Origin of the sequence: Bacillus sp. KICET-1, from assembly GCF_027721405.1 — a bacterium.
GTDB lineage: Bacteria > Bacillota > Bacilli > Bacillales > Bacillaceae > Bacillus > Bacillus velezensis.
This window is the reverse complement of sequence record NZ_CP113515.1, coordinates 2,826,489-2,842,396: the sequence shown is the minus strand read 5'-3', so window position 1 is coordinate 2,842,396 and position 15,908 is coordinate 2,826,489. Positions and strand designations below refer to the sequence as shown.

The 15,908-nt window shown below is 44.3% G+C and carries 20 protein-coding genes and 1 other RNA gene; 8 read left to right on the top strand and 13 right to left on the bottom strand.

The genetic code is table 11. The features are described from left to right. Positions 1 to 29: 29 nt before the first annotated feature. Both OVA33_RS14665 and OVA33_RS14660 read right to left on the bottom strand, forming a co-directional pair. Complete coding sequence (locus OVA33_RS14665) at positions 30 to 566, bottom strand: DUF420 domain-containing protein (RefSeq protein WP_007611945.1); 537 nt, start codon at positions 564 to 566, stop codon at positions 30 to 32. A 144-nt stretch (positions 567 to 710) separates the two neighbouring features. Further along, complete coding sequence (locus OVA33_RS14660; RefSeq protein ID WP_017417957.1) at positions 711 to 1,493, bottom strand: VLRF1 family aeRF1-type release factor; 783 nt, start codon at positions 1,491 to 1,493, stop codon at positions 711 to 713. A 188-nt stretch (positions 1,494 to 1,681) separates the two neighbouring features. Between OVA33_RS14660 and OVA33_RS14655 the strand changes: the two genes are divergently transcribed. Together OVA33_RS14655 and OVA33_RS14650 are read left to right on the top strand one after the other, a co-directional pair. After that, positions 1,682 to 2,185 carry an N-acetyltransferase gene (locus OVA33_RS14655; protein ID WP_014305189.1) on the top strand — a complete coding sequence of 168 codons (504 nt, stop codon included), beginning with the start codon at positions 1,682 to 1,684 and terminating at the stop codon, positions 2,183 to 2,185. 65 nt (positions 2,186 to 2,250) lie between these two features. Then, positions 2,251 to 3,228 carry a S66 family peptidase gene (locus OVA33_RS14650; RefSeq protein ID WP_014418108.1) on the top strand — a complete coding sequence of 326 codons (978 nt, stop codon included), beginning with the start codon at positions 2,251 to 2,253 and terminating at the stop codon, positions 3,226 to 3,228. Between the two features lie 31 nt (positions 3,229 to 3,259). Here the strand turns inward: OVA33_RS14650 and OVA33_RS14645 are convergent, their stop codons facing one another. The 7 genes from OVA33_RS14645 to gerPC all read right to left on the bottom strand — a co-directional run bounded on the left by OVA33_RS14645 (position 3,260) and on the right by gerPC (position 8,938). Next, positions 3,260 to 3,652 carry a hypothetical protein gene (locus tag OVA33_RS14645; protein WP_017417958.1) on the bottom strand — a complete coding sequence of 131 codons (393 nt, stop codon included), beginning with the start codon at positions 3,650 to 3,652 and terminating at the stop codon, positions 3,260 to 3,262. A gap of 168 nt (positions 3,653 to 3,820) precedes the next feature. Beyond that, complete coding sequence (locus tag OVA33_RS14640; protein ID WP_007407985.1) at positions 3,821 to 4,690, bottom strand: 3D domain-containing protein; 870 nt, start codon at positions 4,688 to 4,690, stop codon at positions 3,821 to 3,823. Positions 4,691 to 4,925: 235 nt separating this feature from the next. After that, the gene (recQ, locus tag OVA33_RS14635; RefSeq protein WP_017417959.1) at positions 4,926 to 6,704 is read right to left on the bottom strand and encodes a DNA helicase RecQ; all 1,779 of its coding nucleotides are present in this window, start codon (positions 6,702 to 6,704) and stop codon (positions 4,926 to 4,928) included. Between the two features lie 107 nt (positions 6,705 to 6,811). Next, a non-coding RNA gene (ssrS, locus tag OVA33_RS14630) (6S RNA) lies at positions 6,812 to 6,997 on the bottom strand. A 215-nt stretch (positions 6,998 to 7,212) separates the two neighbouring features. Then, positions 7,213 to 7,839 carry an FMN-dependent NADH-azoreductase gene (locus tag OVA33_RS14625; RefSeq protein ID WP_003153791.1) on the bottom strand — a complete coding sequence of 209 codons (627 nt, stop codon included), beginning with the start codon at positions 7,837 to 7,839 and terminating at the stop codon, positions 7,213 to 7,215. A 144-nt stretch (positions 7,840 to 7,983) separates the two neighbouring features. Next, entirely contained in the window at positions 7,984 to 8,475 is a 492-nt protein-coding gene (locus tag OVA33_RS14620) for a TraR/DksA family transcriptional regulator (protein WP_003153790.1), read from the bottom strand. 82 nt (positions 8,476 to 8,557) lie between these two features. Then, positions 8,558 to 8,938 carry a spore germination protein GerPC gene (gene gerPC / locus OVA33_RS14615; RefSeq protein WP_014418112.1) on the bottom strand — a complete coding sequence of 127 codons (381 nt, stop codon included), beginning with the start codon at positions 8,936 to 8,938 and terminating at the stop codon, positions 8,558 to 8,560. Positions 8,939 to 9,030: 92 nt separating this feature from the next. Here gerPC and OVA33_RS14610 point away from each other — a divergent pair, with 92 nt between their 5' ends. Next, the gene (locus OVA33_RS14610; protein WP_014418113.1) at positions 9,031 to 9,264 is read left to right on the top strand and encodes a hypothetical protein; all 234 of its coding nucleotides are present in this window, start codon (positions 9,031 to 9,033) and stop codon (positions 9,262 to 9,264) included. Here the strand turns inward: OVA33_RS14610 and OVA33_RS14605 are convergent. Then, positions 9,251 to 9,733 (bottom strand): Hsp20/alpha crystallin family protein, encoded by a 483-nt coding sequence (locus OVA33_RS14605; protein WP_003153787.1) that lies wholly within the window; start codon positions 9,731 to 9,733, stop codon positions 9,251 to 9,253. The genes OVA33_RS14610 and OVA33_RS14605 overlap by 14 nt on opposite strands. 70 nt (positions 9,734 to 9,803) lie before the next feature. Here OVA33_RS14605 and OVA33_RS14600 point away from each other — a divergent pair, with 70 nt between their 5' ends. Beyond that, complete coding sequence (locus OVA33_RS14600) at positions 9,804 to 10,076, top strand: hypothetical protein (RefSeq protein ID WP_014418114.1); 273 nt, start codon at positions 9,804 to 9,806, stop codon at positions 10,074 to 10,076. Further along, a complete protein-coding gene (locus OVA33_RS14595; RefSeq protein WP_003153785.1) occupies positions 10,073 to 10,306 on the top strand; it encodes a hypothetical protein in 234 nt (77 codons plus the stop codon). Before OVA33_RS14600 ends, OVA33_RS14595 begins: the two co-directional genes overlap by 4 nt. Before the next feature lie 44 nt (positions 10,307 to 10,350). Here the strand turns inward: OVA33_RS14595 and OVA33_RS14590 are convergent, their stop codons facing one another. The 3 genes from OVA33_RS14590 to OVA33_RS14580 all read right to left on the bottom strand — a co-directional run bounded on the left by OVA33_RS14590 (position 10,351) and on the right by OVA33_RS14580 (position 11,398). Further along, entirely contained in the window at positions 10,351 to 10,695 is a 345-nt protein-coding gene (locus tag OVA33_RS14590) for a PH domain-containing protein (RefSeq protein WP_003153783.1), read from the bottom strand. 293 nt (positions 10,696 to 10,988) lie between these two features. Then, complete coding sequence (locus tag OVA33_RS14585) at positions 10,989 to 11,129, bottom strand: DUF4025 domain-containing protein (protein WP_003153781.1); 141 nt, start codon at positions 11,127 to 11,129, stop codon at positions 10,989 to 10,991. A 65-nt stretch (positions 11,130 to 11,194) separates the two neighbouring features. Beyond that, entirely contained in the window at positions 11,195 to 11,398 is a 204-nt protein-coding gene (locus OVA33_RS14580; protein WP_003153779.1) for a DUF6501 family protein, read from the bottom strand. Between the two features lie 182 nt (positions 11,399 to 11,580). Here OVA33_RS14580 and OVA33_RS14575 point away from each other — a divergent pair, with 182 nt between their 5' ends. From OVA33_RS14575 to OVA33_RS14565, 3 genes are all read left to right on the top strand, one after another. After that, a complete protein-coding gene (locus OVA33_RS14575; RefSeq protein WP_063636660.1) occupies positions 11,581 to 13,068 on the top strand; it encodes an aldehyde dehydrogenase family protein in 1,488 nt (495 codons plus the stop codon). Positions 13,069 to 13,164: 96 nt separating this feature from the next. Next, entirely contained in the window at positions 13,165 to 15,048 is a 1,884-nt protein-coding gene (locus OVA33_RS14570) for a terpene cyclase/mutase family protein (protein ID WP_063636661.1), read from the top strand. Next, the gene (locus OVA33_RS14565; protein ID WP_007611962.1) at positions 15,045 to 15,890 is read left to right on the top strand and encodes a superoxide dismutase; all 846 of its coding nucleotides are present in this window, start codon (positions 15,045 to 15,047) and stop codon (positions 15,888 to 15,890) included. The genes OVA33_RS14570 and OVA33_RS14565 overlap by 4 nt, the downstream gene beginning before the upstream one ends. Positions 15,891 to 15,908: the final 18 nt, after the last annotated feature.

Below are 15,908 nucleotides of genomic sequence, written 5' to 3'. Positions count from 1 at the left end.
GAAAAAAGCCGCGCAGAGCACGGCTTTTTTTAATAATACGGTGAGATCATTAAGTATACAATGACGCCCGTCAGACTGACATACAGCCAGAGCGGCATCGTCCATCTGGCGATTTTTTTGTGGCGCTCCACCTGCATACTGAATCCTCTGATCAGCGTAAACAGCGCAAGCGGCACGATGATGAAGGAAAGGCAAATATGCGTAATTAAAATAAAGAAGTAAATCCCGCGCATGATGCCGTGGCCGCCGAATAAAGTATTCTCAGCTATCGAGTGGTACACGACATAGCAGATCAAAAACAGCAAAGTCGTCGTAAACGCCGCTAAAATAAAACGTTTATGCGCTTGAATGTTTTTTTGCTTAATCATAAAGAGCGCTGCCAGCAAAAAGATAAACGTGAAGCTGTTAAAAATGGCATTTAACATCGGCAGAATATGAATATTGGCAATGCTGACCTGTCCCGATTTCGGCATAAAAAACAGCACCGCAATTAACCCGTTGATCAGAACGGTCAATGTCAGCACGATACCGGTATAACTTTTAGGTTTGTTTTCTGTCTGATTCATCTTATGACCTCTCTCAATTTTACTGACTATCCAAATGGTATGAGAATTCAGCTTTGATGTCAACGGTTTCGTCCGCTTCGTCAGAAATTAGACAAACTTAAGCCCTAAAAAGACCGGGTGTTTGAGACCCGGCCTTTCGTCATATTATGCTTCCTTCAACAGTTCTTCTATCACCTTATGCTCGTTTTCATTCAACAGATTTTTTGGAATGATCCGATCTATCGGTTTATTCATATGCTGATCGAGAATATCGGCTGTTTCTTTGTCCCCTGCGATTACGAGACGCTCCCATTGGTGTGAAGCGGCCTTTTGATCAAGATTTGAAGCCAATCGTTTATACAGCCTGTTTTGGTTTTCTTCGACGTGGGCTTTGGCGGCGTCTTCGTCCATTGAGGCGGAGCTTCCGCTTACATCCTGCGGTTTCCACGATTCATTGATGACGTCGTATTGATAATGCTCCACCCCTTCAATTTTTCCGAGTACGGTTTCTATGATCTTCACTTCATTCTGCTGGGTGAGAATAAAAGCCGTGCTCGGAAATTGTTCACGGAGAAGTTCTAATTGATCAAGGACAGCCGTTTCTTCCCAATAAAATCGTGTTTCGACAGGCACCTGCAATTCAATCGTCTCCCAAATACCGCCTTCTCCCGATGCAAAAAATACGAGACTTCGCGGCATCTCTTTACCAAGCCCATCGATATATTGATAGACACGTTCCATGATGCGGACGAGAGATTTTTCTTCTTCCGGATCACTGGCAGACAGATACTCTTTTAATCTCCGAAAACCGGTTTTCAAGGCGATTTTCCACTCTCCCCCCTGCTGATCCGGATTTCTCATATCCGTATTTACATATAAGGAAAGCATTTTATCAGGAGATTCCGTCATTACGTACTTCAATTTGCCGATGAGTGAGTCAATTGCCATTATAGATTCCTCCTTTTTCCGCTGCTCACTGTTCCTTTCCCTATCCGCACCGCCTTAAAAACGTCAATCCACATATAAACGGCAGACTTTTCTAAAAAAGTTTTTGCAAAACCCATTTACAAACCAAGACATCATTTACTACAATGGATACTTGTGTTTAACTAAGACTTTTACGCTGTGAAAGGAGTATGATTTTGTTTACTGCAGAAGAAAGAGATCAGAAAGAGCTGGAAAAAGAGCTTCATAAACTTGAATTTCAGATTTTCAGAATGCGGGAAAATCTGATAGATGTATCAAAAGACGCGCGAGTGCTTGGTATTGATCAATCGAACAATGACGATTGGATCATTGTTTCCTCGATTGATGATGGCCAAACATGTAAGATTATGCTGACTGATTGTGAATCAGCCTACCGGGGAAGAGGCTGTTTTTCACTGATCGCCTCTTATTATGACAATGCCATTCATATCGGAGACATTAAAGGCCCGCCGAACCACGGCTACGGCTCGATCTGCATGAAATTTTTAAAACATATCGCCAGAGAGCAGAATATCCCGAAAGTGACGGGCGACATCGCTAAGCGTGATTGGGATCATGTCGACAGACTCGTTCATTTTTATGAAAAGCATCAATTTGATGTCTGGATTGACAATGATACGCAATCAGGCGGCATTAAATGGGTCGACTTGTAAAAAAATAATAGAGAAACCCTCTTTTATATGGTGTAATAGATTAAACCATATAAGGAGGGTTTTTTTTGTATCCGGAAAAATTGAAAAAAGGTGACGGCATTCGTATTGTGTCTCCGGCCACAAGCATGTCCGTTATGTCAGATGAAAATATAAATGCCGCAAAGTCAAAATTGGAGGAGCTCGGCTTTCGTGTCTCTTTTTCAGAGCATGCGAAAGAAATAAATGAATTTGATTCATCATCCATTGAATCGCGTGTACAGGATCTGCACGAAGCTTTCGCTGATCCTGACATCAAAGCGATTTTGACGACACTCGGCGGGTTCCAATCAAATCAGCTGCTTCGCTATCTTGATTATGAAAACATCAAGCGGCATCCGAAAATCCTTTGCGGCTATTCAGATATTACCGCTCTCGGTCATGCCATATATCAAAAAACCGGCCTTATTACATATTCCGGTCCCCATTTTTCTTCATTTGCCATGAAAAAAGGGCTGGACTATACGATTAACTCTTTCTTGGCCTGCTGTGCTTCTGACAACCCGTATGAGATAAAGCCTTCATCCGAGTGGAGTGATGATAAATGGTATTTGAACCAGGAGGACAGACGTTTTTATCGGAATCCGGGACCGCTCGTTATTCAACCCGGATATGCGGAAGGAACACTGATCGGAGGAAATCTATGCACGCTGAATCTTCTGCAGGGCACCGAATACTTTCCGGAGATGGAACAAGTGATTCTGTTTATAGAAGATGATCATATGTCGGACATTCATATGTTTGACCGGGATTTGCAGTCACTCATCCACCTTCCCGCTTTTTCAGCTGTGAAGGGAATTGTCATCGGACGTTTCCAGCATGCTTCAAATGTGTCTGAGGAGGCTCTGCGTGCCGTCATCCGTACAAAAGAAGAACTGTCATCCATGCCTGTTATCGCAAATGCTGATTTCGGCCATACCTCCCCTTTGATGACATTCCCGATCGGAGGAACATGCAGAATAGAAGCCGGCTCAGAAGGCGTAAGGATATGGATCGATCGGCATTAATACATAAAGACGGGAAAACCGCCCCGTCTTTTTATTTTGATGCCTTATGCCGCGGCGTGCGCGGAGCGATCATAATTCGTCCGCCAGCCGCTGCCGTCACCCATACGGAAGCTCCTTCATAAAAACGGCTGATCTCTTCATTATATACGGCATGTGTCAGTTCACGTTTATCATGCGTTCCGTCTTGGTTTTTTACGTTTAAAATAAGCACAAGCTCGTGCCTGCCATTCTTCATCACACCAGTACGTCTCACCTTTTCAATAACGGCTGGCCTTCCTCTCCCTCTGTCAAGCGCCTGAAACAGCCTGACAGCCGGCATAGACAGTCCGATAACGATCACAATGGCCAAAGCGGTACAGATACATGCTTGAAACACCGGTGATTCTGTGAAGGCATTCCATAAACATATAAATTCCGGCTCCATCAGATTCATACACCCCTTCAGATTCCGTTTTCACATCCATTCCTTCTATATAATATATTAGAGAAACGCTTTTTCTTTTTCCGCATATAACGATTATATACAGTCAAAAAAGGGAAGAAAAAAAGAACACAAAGCATTTCGCCTTGTGTTCTTCATCTCTATATGAAACTAGTCTAATACTTTAACATTTACTGTTCTGACGCCCCAGTTGTTAGCGTCACTTTTCTTTGCAACAAATACGTCAATTTTATTTCCTTTAATTGCGCCGCCTGTATCTGCTGCTGTTGCCACTCCGTAACCTTCAACATAAACCTTAGAGCCAAGCGGAATGACACTAGGGTCTACCGCGATGACTTTTGCATCAGGGTTTTTGTTTAAGTCAACACCGGTTGCCGTTACACCGGAAATGCCGCCGTCGTTAGCAGAGTAAGCAGTTGCAGTCATTGTCAGCTGCTTTTTAGGCTCTTGTTGGTTTGTATTTGATTGAACAGGCTGCTGTTTTGCTTCGACAGCCTTCGCTTCTTGTTTAGGTTGTTGTTCTTGAACAGGTTCTTGTTTAGGCTGCTCGTTTTTGACAGCTTCTTGTTTCGGCTGTTCTGTCTCGGCAGCTGGTTTTTGTTCAGTTTGCGGCTGGCTGGCTTCTTGAGCCGGCTGTGCAGCCTGAGCCTGACCTTTCACATTTAACGTTGTGCCTGCGTAAATTATATCTGATTGCAAGTTATTCAAGCTTTTCAGATTGCCGACTGATGTTCCGAATTTCTGAGCAATTTTCCAGAGGCTGTCGCCCTGCTTCACTGTGTACTGCCCAGATGTGGTTGTTTCTACTGAAGAAATAGTCAGTTTCTCTCCTTCAATGATTAAATCAGAAGATAACTGATTCCATTCTTTTAAGTCCTTTAGGTTCACTCCGTTTTTTTGCGAGATCCCCCAGAGCGTGTCACCCTTTTGCACCGTGATTTCTTTAGCAGAAGCGTGAGCTCCGAATGCAGTTGTTGAAATTGCTGCAACTGCGACAAAGGACATAATCGTCTTCTTCATAAGTAAATCCTCCCTTGTTAGCTTTTTATTGGCGGCTAACAGGTGATATCGTAACATATGAAAATGTCAGTTCAATAACAAAACGATTTGAATTAGATTACAGTTCCTTTACATGAAACATTTCTCTCGCTTGGTAAGTCTTGCTGAAACCTTGATACAGCAAGGGTTTTCAAGCTTATGATTTTTCCGGCGCCAATGAAAAACACAATGTGCAAATTTCTAAAAAAACTTTTTTTCACTCTGTTTCTCTTACATAATTTCGGATTTCTTCTAAAAAAACCGCTCCGTATTTCAATCTTTTTTGTTCCCCGACCCCTTTTACGGAAAGAAGATCCTGATCTGTTTTCGGAAGTTTCGCTGACATTTCTTTTAACGTCTGATCTGAGAACACGACAAATGGAGGCACACCCTGTTCAGCTGCAATCTCTTTGCGGAGACGCCGGAGAAGCTCAAATAATTCATCATTTTCAGTTACGGCAGCGGCCTGTAAGGCTTCTTTTCTCGAGACTGCGCTTTTTCCAAGCAGAACGTCCCTGCCTTTTTGGGTGACCATAAGCGTCGGAAATGTGCCGTCCGCCATTCTGATATATTCATCTGAAATAAGGAATTCGATAAAATCACTGATTTCCGCTGCGGATTGATGCTTCATAATGCCGTAAGTGGACAGGCTGCTGAAGCCGTTTTCCAGCACTTTTTTATTTTTTGAGCCGCTAAGCACCTGCGCCACCATCGTTTTTCCGAAGCGCTCATTCATTCTGATGATGCATGATAATACCATCTGCGCTTCTTTTGTGACATCATGGGCGGTCCTTGTATCAGTGCAATTGCCGCATGCTTCGCAAGCTTCCGCCTCATTCTCGCCGAAATACTTCAGAATAAACCGCTGCAGGCAATCTTCCGTATGACAGTAATCCACCATCTGTCTCAGTTTTTTGAGATCCTGCTTTTGTTTTTCTTCTCCGGCGGCCGATTGGTCTATTAAAAAACGCTGCACCATAATATCCTGCGGCGAAAATAAGAGCACACACTCGCTGTTAAGACCATCGCGCCCGGCCCGTCCGGCTTCCTGGTAATAGCTCTCCATATCTTTCGGAATCTGCGCGTGCAAAACGAACCTGATGTTGCTCTTATCGATTCCCATTCCGAAAGCGGACGTAGCTACCATCACTTGTATCTGATCGTTAAGAAACCGCTCCTGCTGGTCTTTTCTGTCATCATCCGCCATTCCGCCGTGATAACGGCCGGCATTGATGCCGCTGCGTTTTAATTTATCATATAAACGGTCGGTTTCTTTTCTTGTCGCTGTATATATAATGCCGGCTTCGTGTTTATTTTTTTCCAGATACCGCTCGATAAACCGATCTTTGTTTTCGCCCTTTACTACTTTAAACGTTAAATTCTCTCTGGCAAAACCGGTATATACAGTTTGTTCTTTCTTAATATGAAGCTGCTTGCAGATGTCATCATGAACCTCAGGTGTAGCCGTCGCCGTTAATGCGATGATGACGGGCGGTTCTTTTAATTCATTAAAAAGGATTTCGATATTCCGGTAACTCGGCCTGAAATCATGTCCCCATTGCGATATACAGTGAGCTTCGTCAATGGCGACAAGAGGAACCGTAATATTCTGCAGGATGTGAATGAATTCAGAAGAAGTCAAACGCTCCGGTGTGATGTAAAAGAGCCGGTAAGCCCCTTGTTTCAAACCGGTCAGGCGCTCATGAATGTCACGGCTTGTCTGGGTGCTGTTAATATAAGCTGCCGCGATACCCGCTTCTTCAAGCGCGTCGACTTGATCTTTCATTAAGGAAATAAGAGGGGAAATAACGATTGTGGTCCCTTCAAACAGCAGTGCGGGAATCTGATAGCAGATTGATTTTCCGCCCCCCGTCGGCATAATGCAGACCGTGTTTTTTCTCTCCTCTGTAACTGATTGTATCGCCTGCTTTTGGCCCGCGCGAAGACTGTCGTAGCCAAAATAATGCGCCAGAAGGGATTGGGCTTTATCCAGCATAAGTTGTAAAACCTCACTTTGTCTTTGATTCTTTCATTTTATCATACAGATAAAGTACGCCGCTCAAGGGCAATTCAAAATAAAAAGCCATCTCCGCAAGGGAAATGGCTTTCGCTACGTATGCCGTACGCAAGTAAGAAAGTTTTAAACCACCACTCCTCAAAGTGGGTGTTTGCAGAAGCGTTCCTGTCGTCCTCTGCAATGGAGGCATGACATTCCGGCTTCGATATAAAACTCCCTATTACAGCTTAAAGGTTAAAACTTAATTAACAATACGAACAATGTAGCTTCTCTTATATCCTACACCATCAGTCGTATTTTGGCAAGAGGGTTAATTCTTTTACAGAAAACCTTTTTTCTTTGTGAGAACTGCTTTATTCTACATAAAAATTGTTTTTTCGACAAAACATCAATATATCAATATAAGATCTGATCGAAAGCTGCCGCCAGTTTCTTCTATAATATAAAAAACTCTCACACCCTGTATGGGCGCAAGAGTTAATGGAAATTAGAATTTTGCAGCCAGATCTTTCGCTTCTTGCAGTCCTTTTTCAATGATCGCTTGAGCGTTATCCGGTGCAGCATTATGGCCTTCAACGACAACAGTGTGAAGATCTTGGACACCCCAGAAACCGAGAACGGTTTTCATGAAGTTTAATGACATTTCAAGAGATGCCATCGGTCCTTCAGAATATACGCCGCCGCGTGCGTTTAAGAGCGCTACTTTTTTATCTCCCATCAGACCTTTTGGTCCTTCAGGCGTGTATGTGAAAGTAACTCCTGCGCGAGACAGGTAATCAACATAAGTATGAAGCACAGCAGGCACTGTGAAGTTCCAAAGCGGGAATGCAAACACGACTTTGTCAGCTTTGACGAATTGATTTAAGTAAATGTCAGCAGTTGACGCTTGTTTTTTCTCTTCGTCTGTCATTTCAATTCCTTTTGAAGCTTTGAATGTTCCGTTAATCATATCTCTTCCGAGGTAAGGAAGGTTTTCTTTATGAAGATCAAGTTCGATCACTTCATCATTCGGATTGTTTTCTTTATAAGCAGCCAGAAACGCTTCGTATAATTTTACGGATACGCCTTCTTCAGCCGTACGGTCACTTGATTTTACAAATAATACTTGAGACATTCTAAATTCCTCCCGGTAATCTTTTAATATTTACTTACAAATAGTATGTTACTTTCTTTTTTATATAAAGTCAATGATTTTATTTCGATTCTGAGATTTTTTATGGAATAAAAAAACAGGTACATATGAATGTACCTGCTGCTATTATTGTGAATCCTGCTCGCGATCCAGGATTTCGTAAGTTTGTGAGCTTTTTTGATCAACGGTTTCTTTATTTGAGAGGTCTTTCACCTGCTCGTGAAATTCCCTTTCATATGACGGAGCGTCTGTTTTCACATCCCCTTCTGTTTCCCGCTGCGCTTCGACGGTCATTCTGGCGTACGGCACGGCTTCAAGTCTTTCATAAGGAATTTCTTTTCCCGTTTTCTCGCAAATCCCGTATGTTCCTTTATCCATTCGTTCAAGCGCGGCGTTCACCTCATCTAAAAGATTCTGATCGACACCGTCCAGCGTCTGATTCGTGACCCTGTCCAAATAAATGCTTCCGTGATCAGCTAAGTGATTATCTACTCCGTTCGACAGTTCTCCTGTGTCTTCGCTCATTGAATGATTTTCTTTTGATTCTCCCTGAAGACTTTCCTTTAAATCGATTAATTTATGATAAAGGCTGTCCTGCTGTTCTTTTGATAATGACATATTCATCATCTCCTTTTTCGTCTGTATTCTTCGCTGCATCTGGTAATACATACCCTCGAAAAAGGAGGCTGAAACAACGGGGTCAATGCTTTCTCCCCCTGATGGTGACATTGGGTGTCTGCTGCTTTGTCTGGCTTTTTTCTTTCGCAGCATCATTTTGCGGGTTGTCCCGACATTCTTCAGCGCAGGCTTGTTTGAGCCTGTGCACCGGTGTATGGTAAGTGGCGCCGATATTCAGCATACCGCTCAGCTCTTCTATACTCAGCTTTTCAAAATCAATATTGTATTCAACCTTGTCCACTTTGACATGCTCAATATGGACATATGTTTTTTCCCCTTCAACCGTTTGCGGCTCAAAATGACACTTATCCTGAAGCTCATCAAGCTGTTGTTCCACTTTCTTAAGCCGGTCTAATTCTTCTTCACACACTTTTTTGAAAATCTCTTTCATTATTTTTTTCAAAGAAAATCACTTCTTTCCCCGTCACTCTTGGAAAGTTCTATGCGTCCCGCATTGCGAATATATAAACATGATATACAAAAAGGAGGCGAATCATGATGTTTTTTCCATCCGTTATCAACTTTGAGTATATAAAAATGAACGGAATCAGCGGCGGAGCAGCTTTTAACACCGGCTCTTCCGTTATGGTGAGAAACACAGCAGCCAATAAAAGAAATGAAGGGTACGGTGAACAAAACGGGGATTGCACCGTTGTCGTCATCCCTATCATGAGTATCGATGATTCAGATCTGATAGATGGCACAGCAAACAAGATCAGCCTTCGATAATGATCTGGCTTGCATCCCCCAGATGTTTAGCAATCGATATATATAAAATCCCGTCTTTGAACACCGCCTGCATTCCCTTCGTTCCCTGAGCGGAATGCGGAAGGTCGAGTTTTTTTTCAAAATCGCCGTATTTTCCGGTCTTCTGTTTAAAATCCTGTTCATTAAAAAAGGATTTTCTCGTGCCTTTTACGACGATATATTCTCCGTAGGACAGCAGCTGAACATCTTGTTTGCGGTAGCCGGGCAGATACAGCAAAAATTGGAGCTCATCATGGGTTTCCACAATATCTATAAGAGGAAAAGCATCCTCATTTCTTCTCATTTGCCCATCTCCCTGTTGAAAGGGAAAATGAGAATGGCCGTTTTGAAATGATTTCAGTTGTTCATCATCAAAAACGTTTTTCCAAAAGTCGCCGCCGGACATGTTTTGCGCCATTTCCATCCACTGCTTCATCTTATCGAAATCCATTTTTATCGCCCCCTGTCTAAGCATACGGTCATAACAGCCGGCATACACCTGTATTAAAGGAGGTTTGCCTGTGGTTCAACCAACTCCATATATCAATATTAATATTTTCATGTTGAAAATTAATTCCTTTGAAAATGCTTCAGCGGTGAATGTCGGACAAAATTTACTGGCGGAATGGCAGAATTCTGATAAAAAGAATCAGGGATACGGACAGAACTTCGGAGATGCAAGCGGCTTCATCGGCACGAACGGCAAAGTGGATGACCGGGATCAAATTGATTCTCCATCTGCCTTTGAGTCTGCATGCGATAAAATCCCTGCCGGAAAAGGAGGCCCATTATGATGTTTTCGCCAGTTTTGGTAAATGTAGGGGGCTTTAAAGTAAATGCGGTCGACCGCGGTTCTTCCATTACGATCGGCCCGTATCAGCAAATCGATTATTTTTTATCCAATAAGATCAACTACGGATTCGGTGAAGAAAATGGTGATTTGGCGCCGATTTATATCCCCATCAGTTCTATTGCTGATCCGGATCTCATTGATTCGAACTCCGGAAAAACAAGCATTATATAATAAAAAGGCCATCCGCATGCATTCGGATGGCTTTTATGTGATATTTAACTGCATAAGTATTTTGTTAAGATGGCTTGAACCTCAGTCAAGTCCGTTTCTTTTGCAAATTCCAATTCGAAAGTTTTTCCCCTTGTCATTAATACAAGCCCGGTATCGGGATCAAACATCCCTGCTTCTTGAATGGCGAAGCTTTCAATTGTTTTATATGGAAGAAATACGCGCACTTTCTTTTTGGAGAACATTTTATTATCAAAGAAAATCACTCGTTTATTCGTAAAGCATATTTGGTCAACCCGCAGTTTATAAATCGTTTCGATCCGTTCTCCCTCAACGAGCAAAGCCTCCAGCTTTTTTGTGTCGGTTGATCTGCTGACAGAAAAAATTCCCAATGAAGAACCCCACTTTCTGCTTCTATACTATTGTTTTATTACAATCATAAAAAAATAAGTTCTTTATCCCTATATAAGAATACGACATAGACGGCATTTAAACCATTACGAACAGATTACATTTTTAGAACGTTCATCAAAAAAGCCCTTTGCGAAAGGTGCCGCTGTTATGAAGTAATACGGTTCAGCGGAAGAAAAGGTTTCAAGAAAACGGTATTTTTTTCGAAAAGTCAGTTTTTTATTTTCGCCATAAAAAACCGCGGCTTCTCCAATGCCGCGGTTTCAACAAAACATCAACGATCCGTATCTTCAATTGTTCCTTCTTTATAGGTATCTGAAATTTGTTCCATCGTCGTGTCGGTGCCTTCTTCAGGTTGCACTTGCTGAAGCTGATCTGATGTTTTATTTTGTTTGTCTTGCTCTGTTTTTTTCATTTTGCAGCCACCCTTTATATGTAGTCTTTTTTAGTATGGCTCAGGCAAAATGAATTCATTCAGCCTTAAACTTCTTCAAAATACTCTTTGTAGAAGCCTCCGACTTTGTTTGTATTGTCTGCAACAAAAATGAATTCTTCTGTTTCATTTTTGACTTCATACTCTTTACCCGGCGTCAGCACATTTTTGACAATGTATTTTTTCGCATCTGTATGTACGCATTTGACCTTTTTGACGCTTTCTTTTGTCTGCCAATTATTATGAATCATTATAAAACTCCTTTTCTTAATCGATAAGCTTATTGTAGCCGTTTTTTCTTGTGAATTGCAATAACGGTTATCGATTGATTTTACCGGAGGTGTTATTATAGAATGACTGTATGCGCTTACTTTGCGCGGACATCAAGATGCTCAAAACAGACCATAAAAAAATTTCGGGAGGTTTGTTACGAATGAGTTCTTTAACGATGCAGATCACAAAAAGGCTGGAAACATTTTTACAGGGCACGAAGAAACTTTATATTGACGGAAAATTTGTTCCGAGCGCTTCAGGATCAACATTTGTCACACCGAATCCGGCAACCGGGGAAACGCTGATGACGCTTTACGAGGCACAGTCAGAAGACATTGACAGTGCAGTGAAAGCGGCACGCAAAGCCTTTGATCACGGCGAATGGCGCACTATGCCGGCCGCTTCCAGAAGCAGGCTGATGTATAAGCTTGCCGATTTAATGGAAGAGCACAAAACGGAACTCGCGCAGCTTGAAACACTTGATAACGGAAAACCGATTAATGAAACGACGAATGGGGATATCCCGCTCGCAATTGAGCATATGCGTTATTATGCCGGGTGGTCTACAAAGATAACCGGACAAACAATTCCGGTCGCCGGCTCATATTTTAATTACACCCGCCATGAGCCTGTCGGCGTCGTGGGGCAGATCATCCCTTGGAACTTCCCGCTCCTTATGGCGATGTGGAAAATGGGCGCCGCCCTTGCCACAGGCTGCACAATCGTTTTGAAACCGGCGGAGCAGACACCGCTGACCGCCCTCTATTTAGCGGAATTAATAGATCAGGCGGGCTTCCCTGACGGCGTCATCAATATTGTCCCAGGGTTCGGCGAAACGGCCGGGGAAGCGCTGACCAACCATGACGATGTCGATAAACTCGCTTTTACCGGTTCTACACAAATCGGCAAAAAAATCATGGAAAAAGCCGCAAAAAAAATTAAACGCGTGACACTGGAGCTTGGCGGAAAGTCACCTAACATCATTTTGCCTGACGCCAATTTGAAGAAAGCCATTCCCGGCGCTTTAAACGGGGTCATGTTTAATCAGGGGCAGGTATGCTGCGCAGGCTCCCGTGTCTTCATTCACAAAGACAAATATGATGAGGTCGTCAGCGAAATGGTTTCATATGCGAAATCGCTTCAGCAAGGCGCCGGCCTTCACCAGGATACACAAATCGGCCCGCTCGTCAGTCAGGAACAGCATGAGCGCGTGCTTTCATATATTGAAAAAGGAAAAGCGGAAGGAGCCAAAGCTGTCGCGGGCGGCAGCTGCCCGTTTGAAGAAGGGTATTTTGTCTCCCCGACTGTATTTGCGGATGTGGATGACAGCATGACCATCGCAAAAGAAGAAATTTTCGGCCCGGTCTTAGCCGCCATTCCGTATGATACGGTTGATGAAGTCATTGAGCGGGCGAACCGCTCGGAATACGGCCTTGCAGCCGGACTTTGGACTGAAAATGTAAAAAACGCCCATTACATTGCTGACCGTCTCCAAGCCGGCACCGTTTGGGTCAACTGCTACAATGTTTTCGATGCGGCATCTCCTTTCGGCGGCTATAAGCAATCCGGCCTCGGGCGGGAAATGGGCTCTTACGCGCTGAATAATTATACAGAAGTGAAAAGCGTCTGGATCAACCTGGAAGATTAAATCAAACAAGAAACTGCTGCCTGTCAGCAGTTTCTTTCTTTTGTCATGCCGCCTTTTACATATGAATATATATGCTTCTGAAGGAGTTGAGCGAGTGTGAGCACAATTCATGAAAACGTCAGAAGCCGCCAAAAGAAAACCATCTCCCTATTAAGAGAAACGCAAAATGCGGACGGCTCATGGTCATTTTGTTTTGAAGGTCCGATTTTGACAAACGCCTTTCTGATCCTCCTTCTCACTTCTCTTGAAGACAATGATAAAGAACTGATCGCTGAGCTTGCAGAAGGTATTCGCGCCAAACAGCGACCGGACGGAACTTTTGCCAACTATCCTGATGACCGGAAAGGAAATGTGACCGCTACTGTACAGGGCTATGCCGGCTTGCTGGCTTCCGGTTTATATAGCCGTTCTGAGGCGCATATGATTCAGGCCGAACGCTTTATCATCTCAAATGGCGGCTTGCGCAACGTACACTTCATGACAAAGTGGATGCTTGCGGCAAACGGCCTTTATCCATGGCCCGCGCTGCATCTGCCATTATCTTTCTTAGTCATTCCCCCATCCTTCCCGCTGCATTTTTACCAGTTCAGTACATACGCCCGTATTCATTTTGTACCGATGGCCGTGACACTTAACAAAAGATTTTCGCTGAAAAATCCCAACGTTCCGTCTCTCGCGCATTTAGATCGGCATATGACTAAAAATCCGTTTACATGGCTTCGTTCCGATCAGGATGAGAACAGAGACCTCTCTTCTCTTTTCGCGCACTGGAAGCGGCTTTTGCAGATTCCTGCCGCTTTTCACCAGCTCGGTCTGCGTACGGCCAAAACGTATATGCTTGACCGGATTGAAGAAGACGGCACATTATACAGCTATGCGAGCGCCACTATTTTTATGGTGTACGGCCTGCTCGCTCTCGGTGTATCGCGCCACTCCCCCGTTATCAGAAAAGCGCTTGCCGGCACGAAAGCTCTGCTCACGTCTTGCGGCAATATACCGTACCTGGAAAATTCAACGTCGACCGTTTGGGATACGGCGCTTCTCAGCTATGCGCTTATGAAAAGCGGCATCCCAGATAACGATCAGATGATAACCAGCGCCGCCCGGTTTCTGCGTGAACGGCAGCAGACGAAAGTCGCTGATTGGGCCGTTCACAACCCGCATGCTGAACCGGGAGGATGGGGTTTTTCAAACATTAATACAAATAATCCTGATTGTGATGACACAGCCGCAGTGCTCAAAGCCATTCCGCGAAAACTTTATCCCGCCTCATGGGAACGCGGACTGAGCTGGCTTTTGTCCATGCAAAACAGTGACGGCGGCTTCTCTGCTTTTGAGAAAAATGTCAATCATCCGCTGGTCCGCCTGCTGCCGCTGGAATCGGCTGAGGAAGCTGCCATCGATCCTTCAACAAGCGACTTAACCGGACGGGTGCTGCACTGTTTAGGAGAAGCGGGGCTTTCTTCTGATCACCCTCAGATTGAAAAAGCCGTCCAATGGCTGATCCGCCATCAAGAAGAGGACGGATCGTGGTACGGCAGATGGGGTGTCTGCTATATTTACGGCACATGGGCGGCGCTGACAGGGATGAAGGCTTGCGGCGTGAGCCAAAACCACCCGGCCGTAAAAAAAGCGATCCGCTGGCTGAAGTCCATTCAAAACGAGGACGGAAGCTGGGGGGAATCCTGTAAAAGTGCAGAAGAGAAAACCTATGTTCCGCTTTCTTACGGGACGCTTATACAGACGGCTTGGGCGGCCGAAGCTTTGCTGCAATACGAAAAACCTCATCATCAAGCCGTCACAAAAGGCATATCTTTTCTTATTGAAAACCGGCATTACGAAGGCGCCGCTTTCAGCTATCCGACTGGAATCGGCCTGCCGAAACAGTTTTACATCAGATATCACAGCTACCCGTATGTGTTTTCTTTGCTTGCGCTCAGCACTTTTATGAAAATGAGTGAAAAGGAGGAAGAAAAATGAAAAGGCACGCTTATCAAACCGAGATGCTGAATTGGTGTGAAACCTTGAAGGAACAAGTCATTCAACAAGGTCGGTTCGATCGCTTCGCGGCACAAATCGACCGGATTTTTCACACCCTTCAGGATGATGGATTAACGGAGGCGGAATGGTACGAACAGGCATCAGCACTTTACCGGGACATTACTGAACCCGAAGAGCCGGATGAGCGCAGAGCCTATGTGCCGATCGGCAAGCATGTCCTCCCTAAACTGCCTTACAGTTATTCCGCACTGGAACCGTATATTTCAAGAGAGATTATGAAACTCCACCATACCAAACACCATCAGAGCTATGTTGACGGTCTGAATAAAGCAGAACTGGAGCTCAAAAAAGCGAGACAGACGAAACAGTACGACTTAGTGGCACATTGGGAGCGGCAATTGGCGTTTCACGGCGCGGGCCATTATTTGCACAGTATTTTCTGGTTTTCGATGAATCCAAACGGAAAAAGACGGCCGACGGGTGCACTCTTTCAAATGATTGATGTGTCATTCGGAAGCTATTCCGCTTTTAAAGAGCAATTTTCTCAAGCGGCGAAAAAAGTCGAAGGAGTCGGCTGGGCTATCCTAGTCTGGGCGCCGCGCGCCGGGCGGCTGGAGATTTTGGCCGCTGAGAAGCATCAGCTCTACAGCCAGTGGGACGTCATTCCTTTGCTTCCGCTGGATGTGTGGGAACACGCTTATTATTTACAATATAAAAACGACCGCGCGGCTTACGTGGATCAATGGTGGAATGTCGTTGATTGGCGGGAGGCGGAGAAACGGTTCGAGCAAGCGCACCGCGTGATATGGCCGCTTTATTAAAAAAGCCCCCGTCTTGAA

Coding starts and splice junctions, on each gene's coding strand:
- OVA33_RS14660 (WP_017417957.1), bottom strand. CDS start 1,493: ATGGCAATTGACTCACTCATCGGCAAATTGAAGTACGTAATGACGGAA.
- OVA33_RS14665 (WP_007611945.1), bottom strand. CDS start 566: ATGAATCAGACAGAAAACAAACCTAAAAGTTATACCGGTATCGTGCTG.
- OVA33_RS14610 (WP_014418113.1), top strand. CDS start 9,031: ATGATGTTTTTTCCATCCGTTATCAACTTTGAGTATATAAAAATGAAC.
- OVA33_RS14565 (WP_007611962.1), top strand. CDS start 15,045: ATGAAAAGGCACGCTTATCAAACCGAGATGCTGAATTGGTGTGAAACC.
- OVA33_RS14605 (WP_003153787.1), bottom strand. CDS start 9,733: ATGGATTTCGATAAGATGAAGCAGTGGATGGAAATGGCGCAAAACATG.
- recQ (WP_017417959.1), bottom strand. CDS start 6,704: ATGCTGGATAAAGCCCAATCCCTTCTGGCGCATTATTTTGGCTACGAC.
- OVA33_RS14620 (WP_003153790.1), bottom strand. CDS start 8,475: ATGTCATTATCAAAAGAACAGCAGGACAGCCTTTATCATAAATTAATC.
- OVA33_RS14580 (WP_003153779.1), bottom strand. CDS start 11,398: ATGATTCATAATAATTGGCAGACAAAAGAAAGCGTCAAAAAGGTCAAA.
- OVA33_RS14595 (WP_003153785.1), top strand. CDS start 10,073: ATGATGTTTTCGCCAGTTTTGGTAAATGTAGGGGGCTTTAAAGTAAAT.
- OVA33_RS14645 (WP_017417958.1), bottom strand. CDS start 3,652: ATGGAGCCGGAATTTATATGTTTATGGAATGCCTTCACAGAATCACCG.
- OVA33_RS14640 (WP_007407985.1), bottom strand. CDS start 4,690: ATGAAGAAGACGATTATGTCCTTTGTCGCAGTTGCAGCAATTTCAACA.
- OVA33_RS14585 (WP_003153781.1), bottom strand. CDS start 11,129: ATGAAAAAAACAGAGCAAGACAAACAAAATAAAACATCAGATCAGCTT.
- OVA33_RS14575 (WP_063636660.1), top strand. CDS start 11,581: ATGAGTTCTTTAACGATGCAGATCACAAAAAGGCTGGAAACATTTTTA.
- OVA33_RS14625 (WP_003153791.1), bottom strand. CDS start 7,839: ATGTCTCAAGTATTATTTGTAAAATCAAGTGACCGTACGGCTGAAGAA.
- OVA33_RS14655 (WP_014305189.1), top strand. CDS start 1,682: ATGATTTTGTTTACTGCAGAAGAAAGAGATCAGAAAGAGCTGGAAAAA.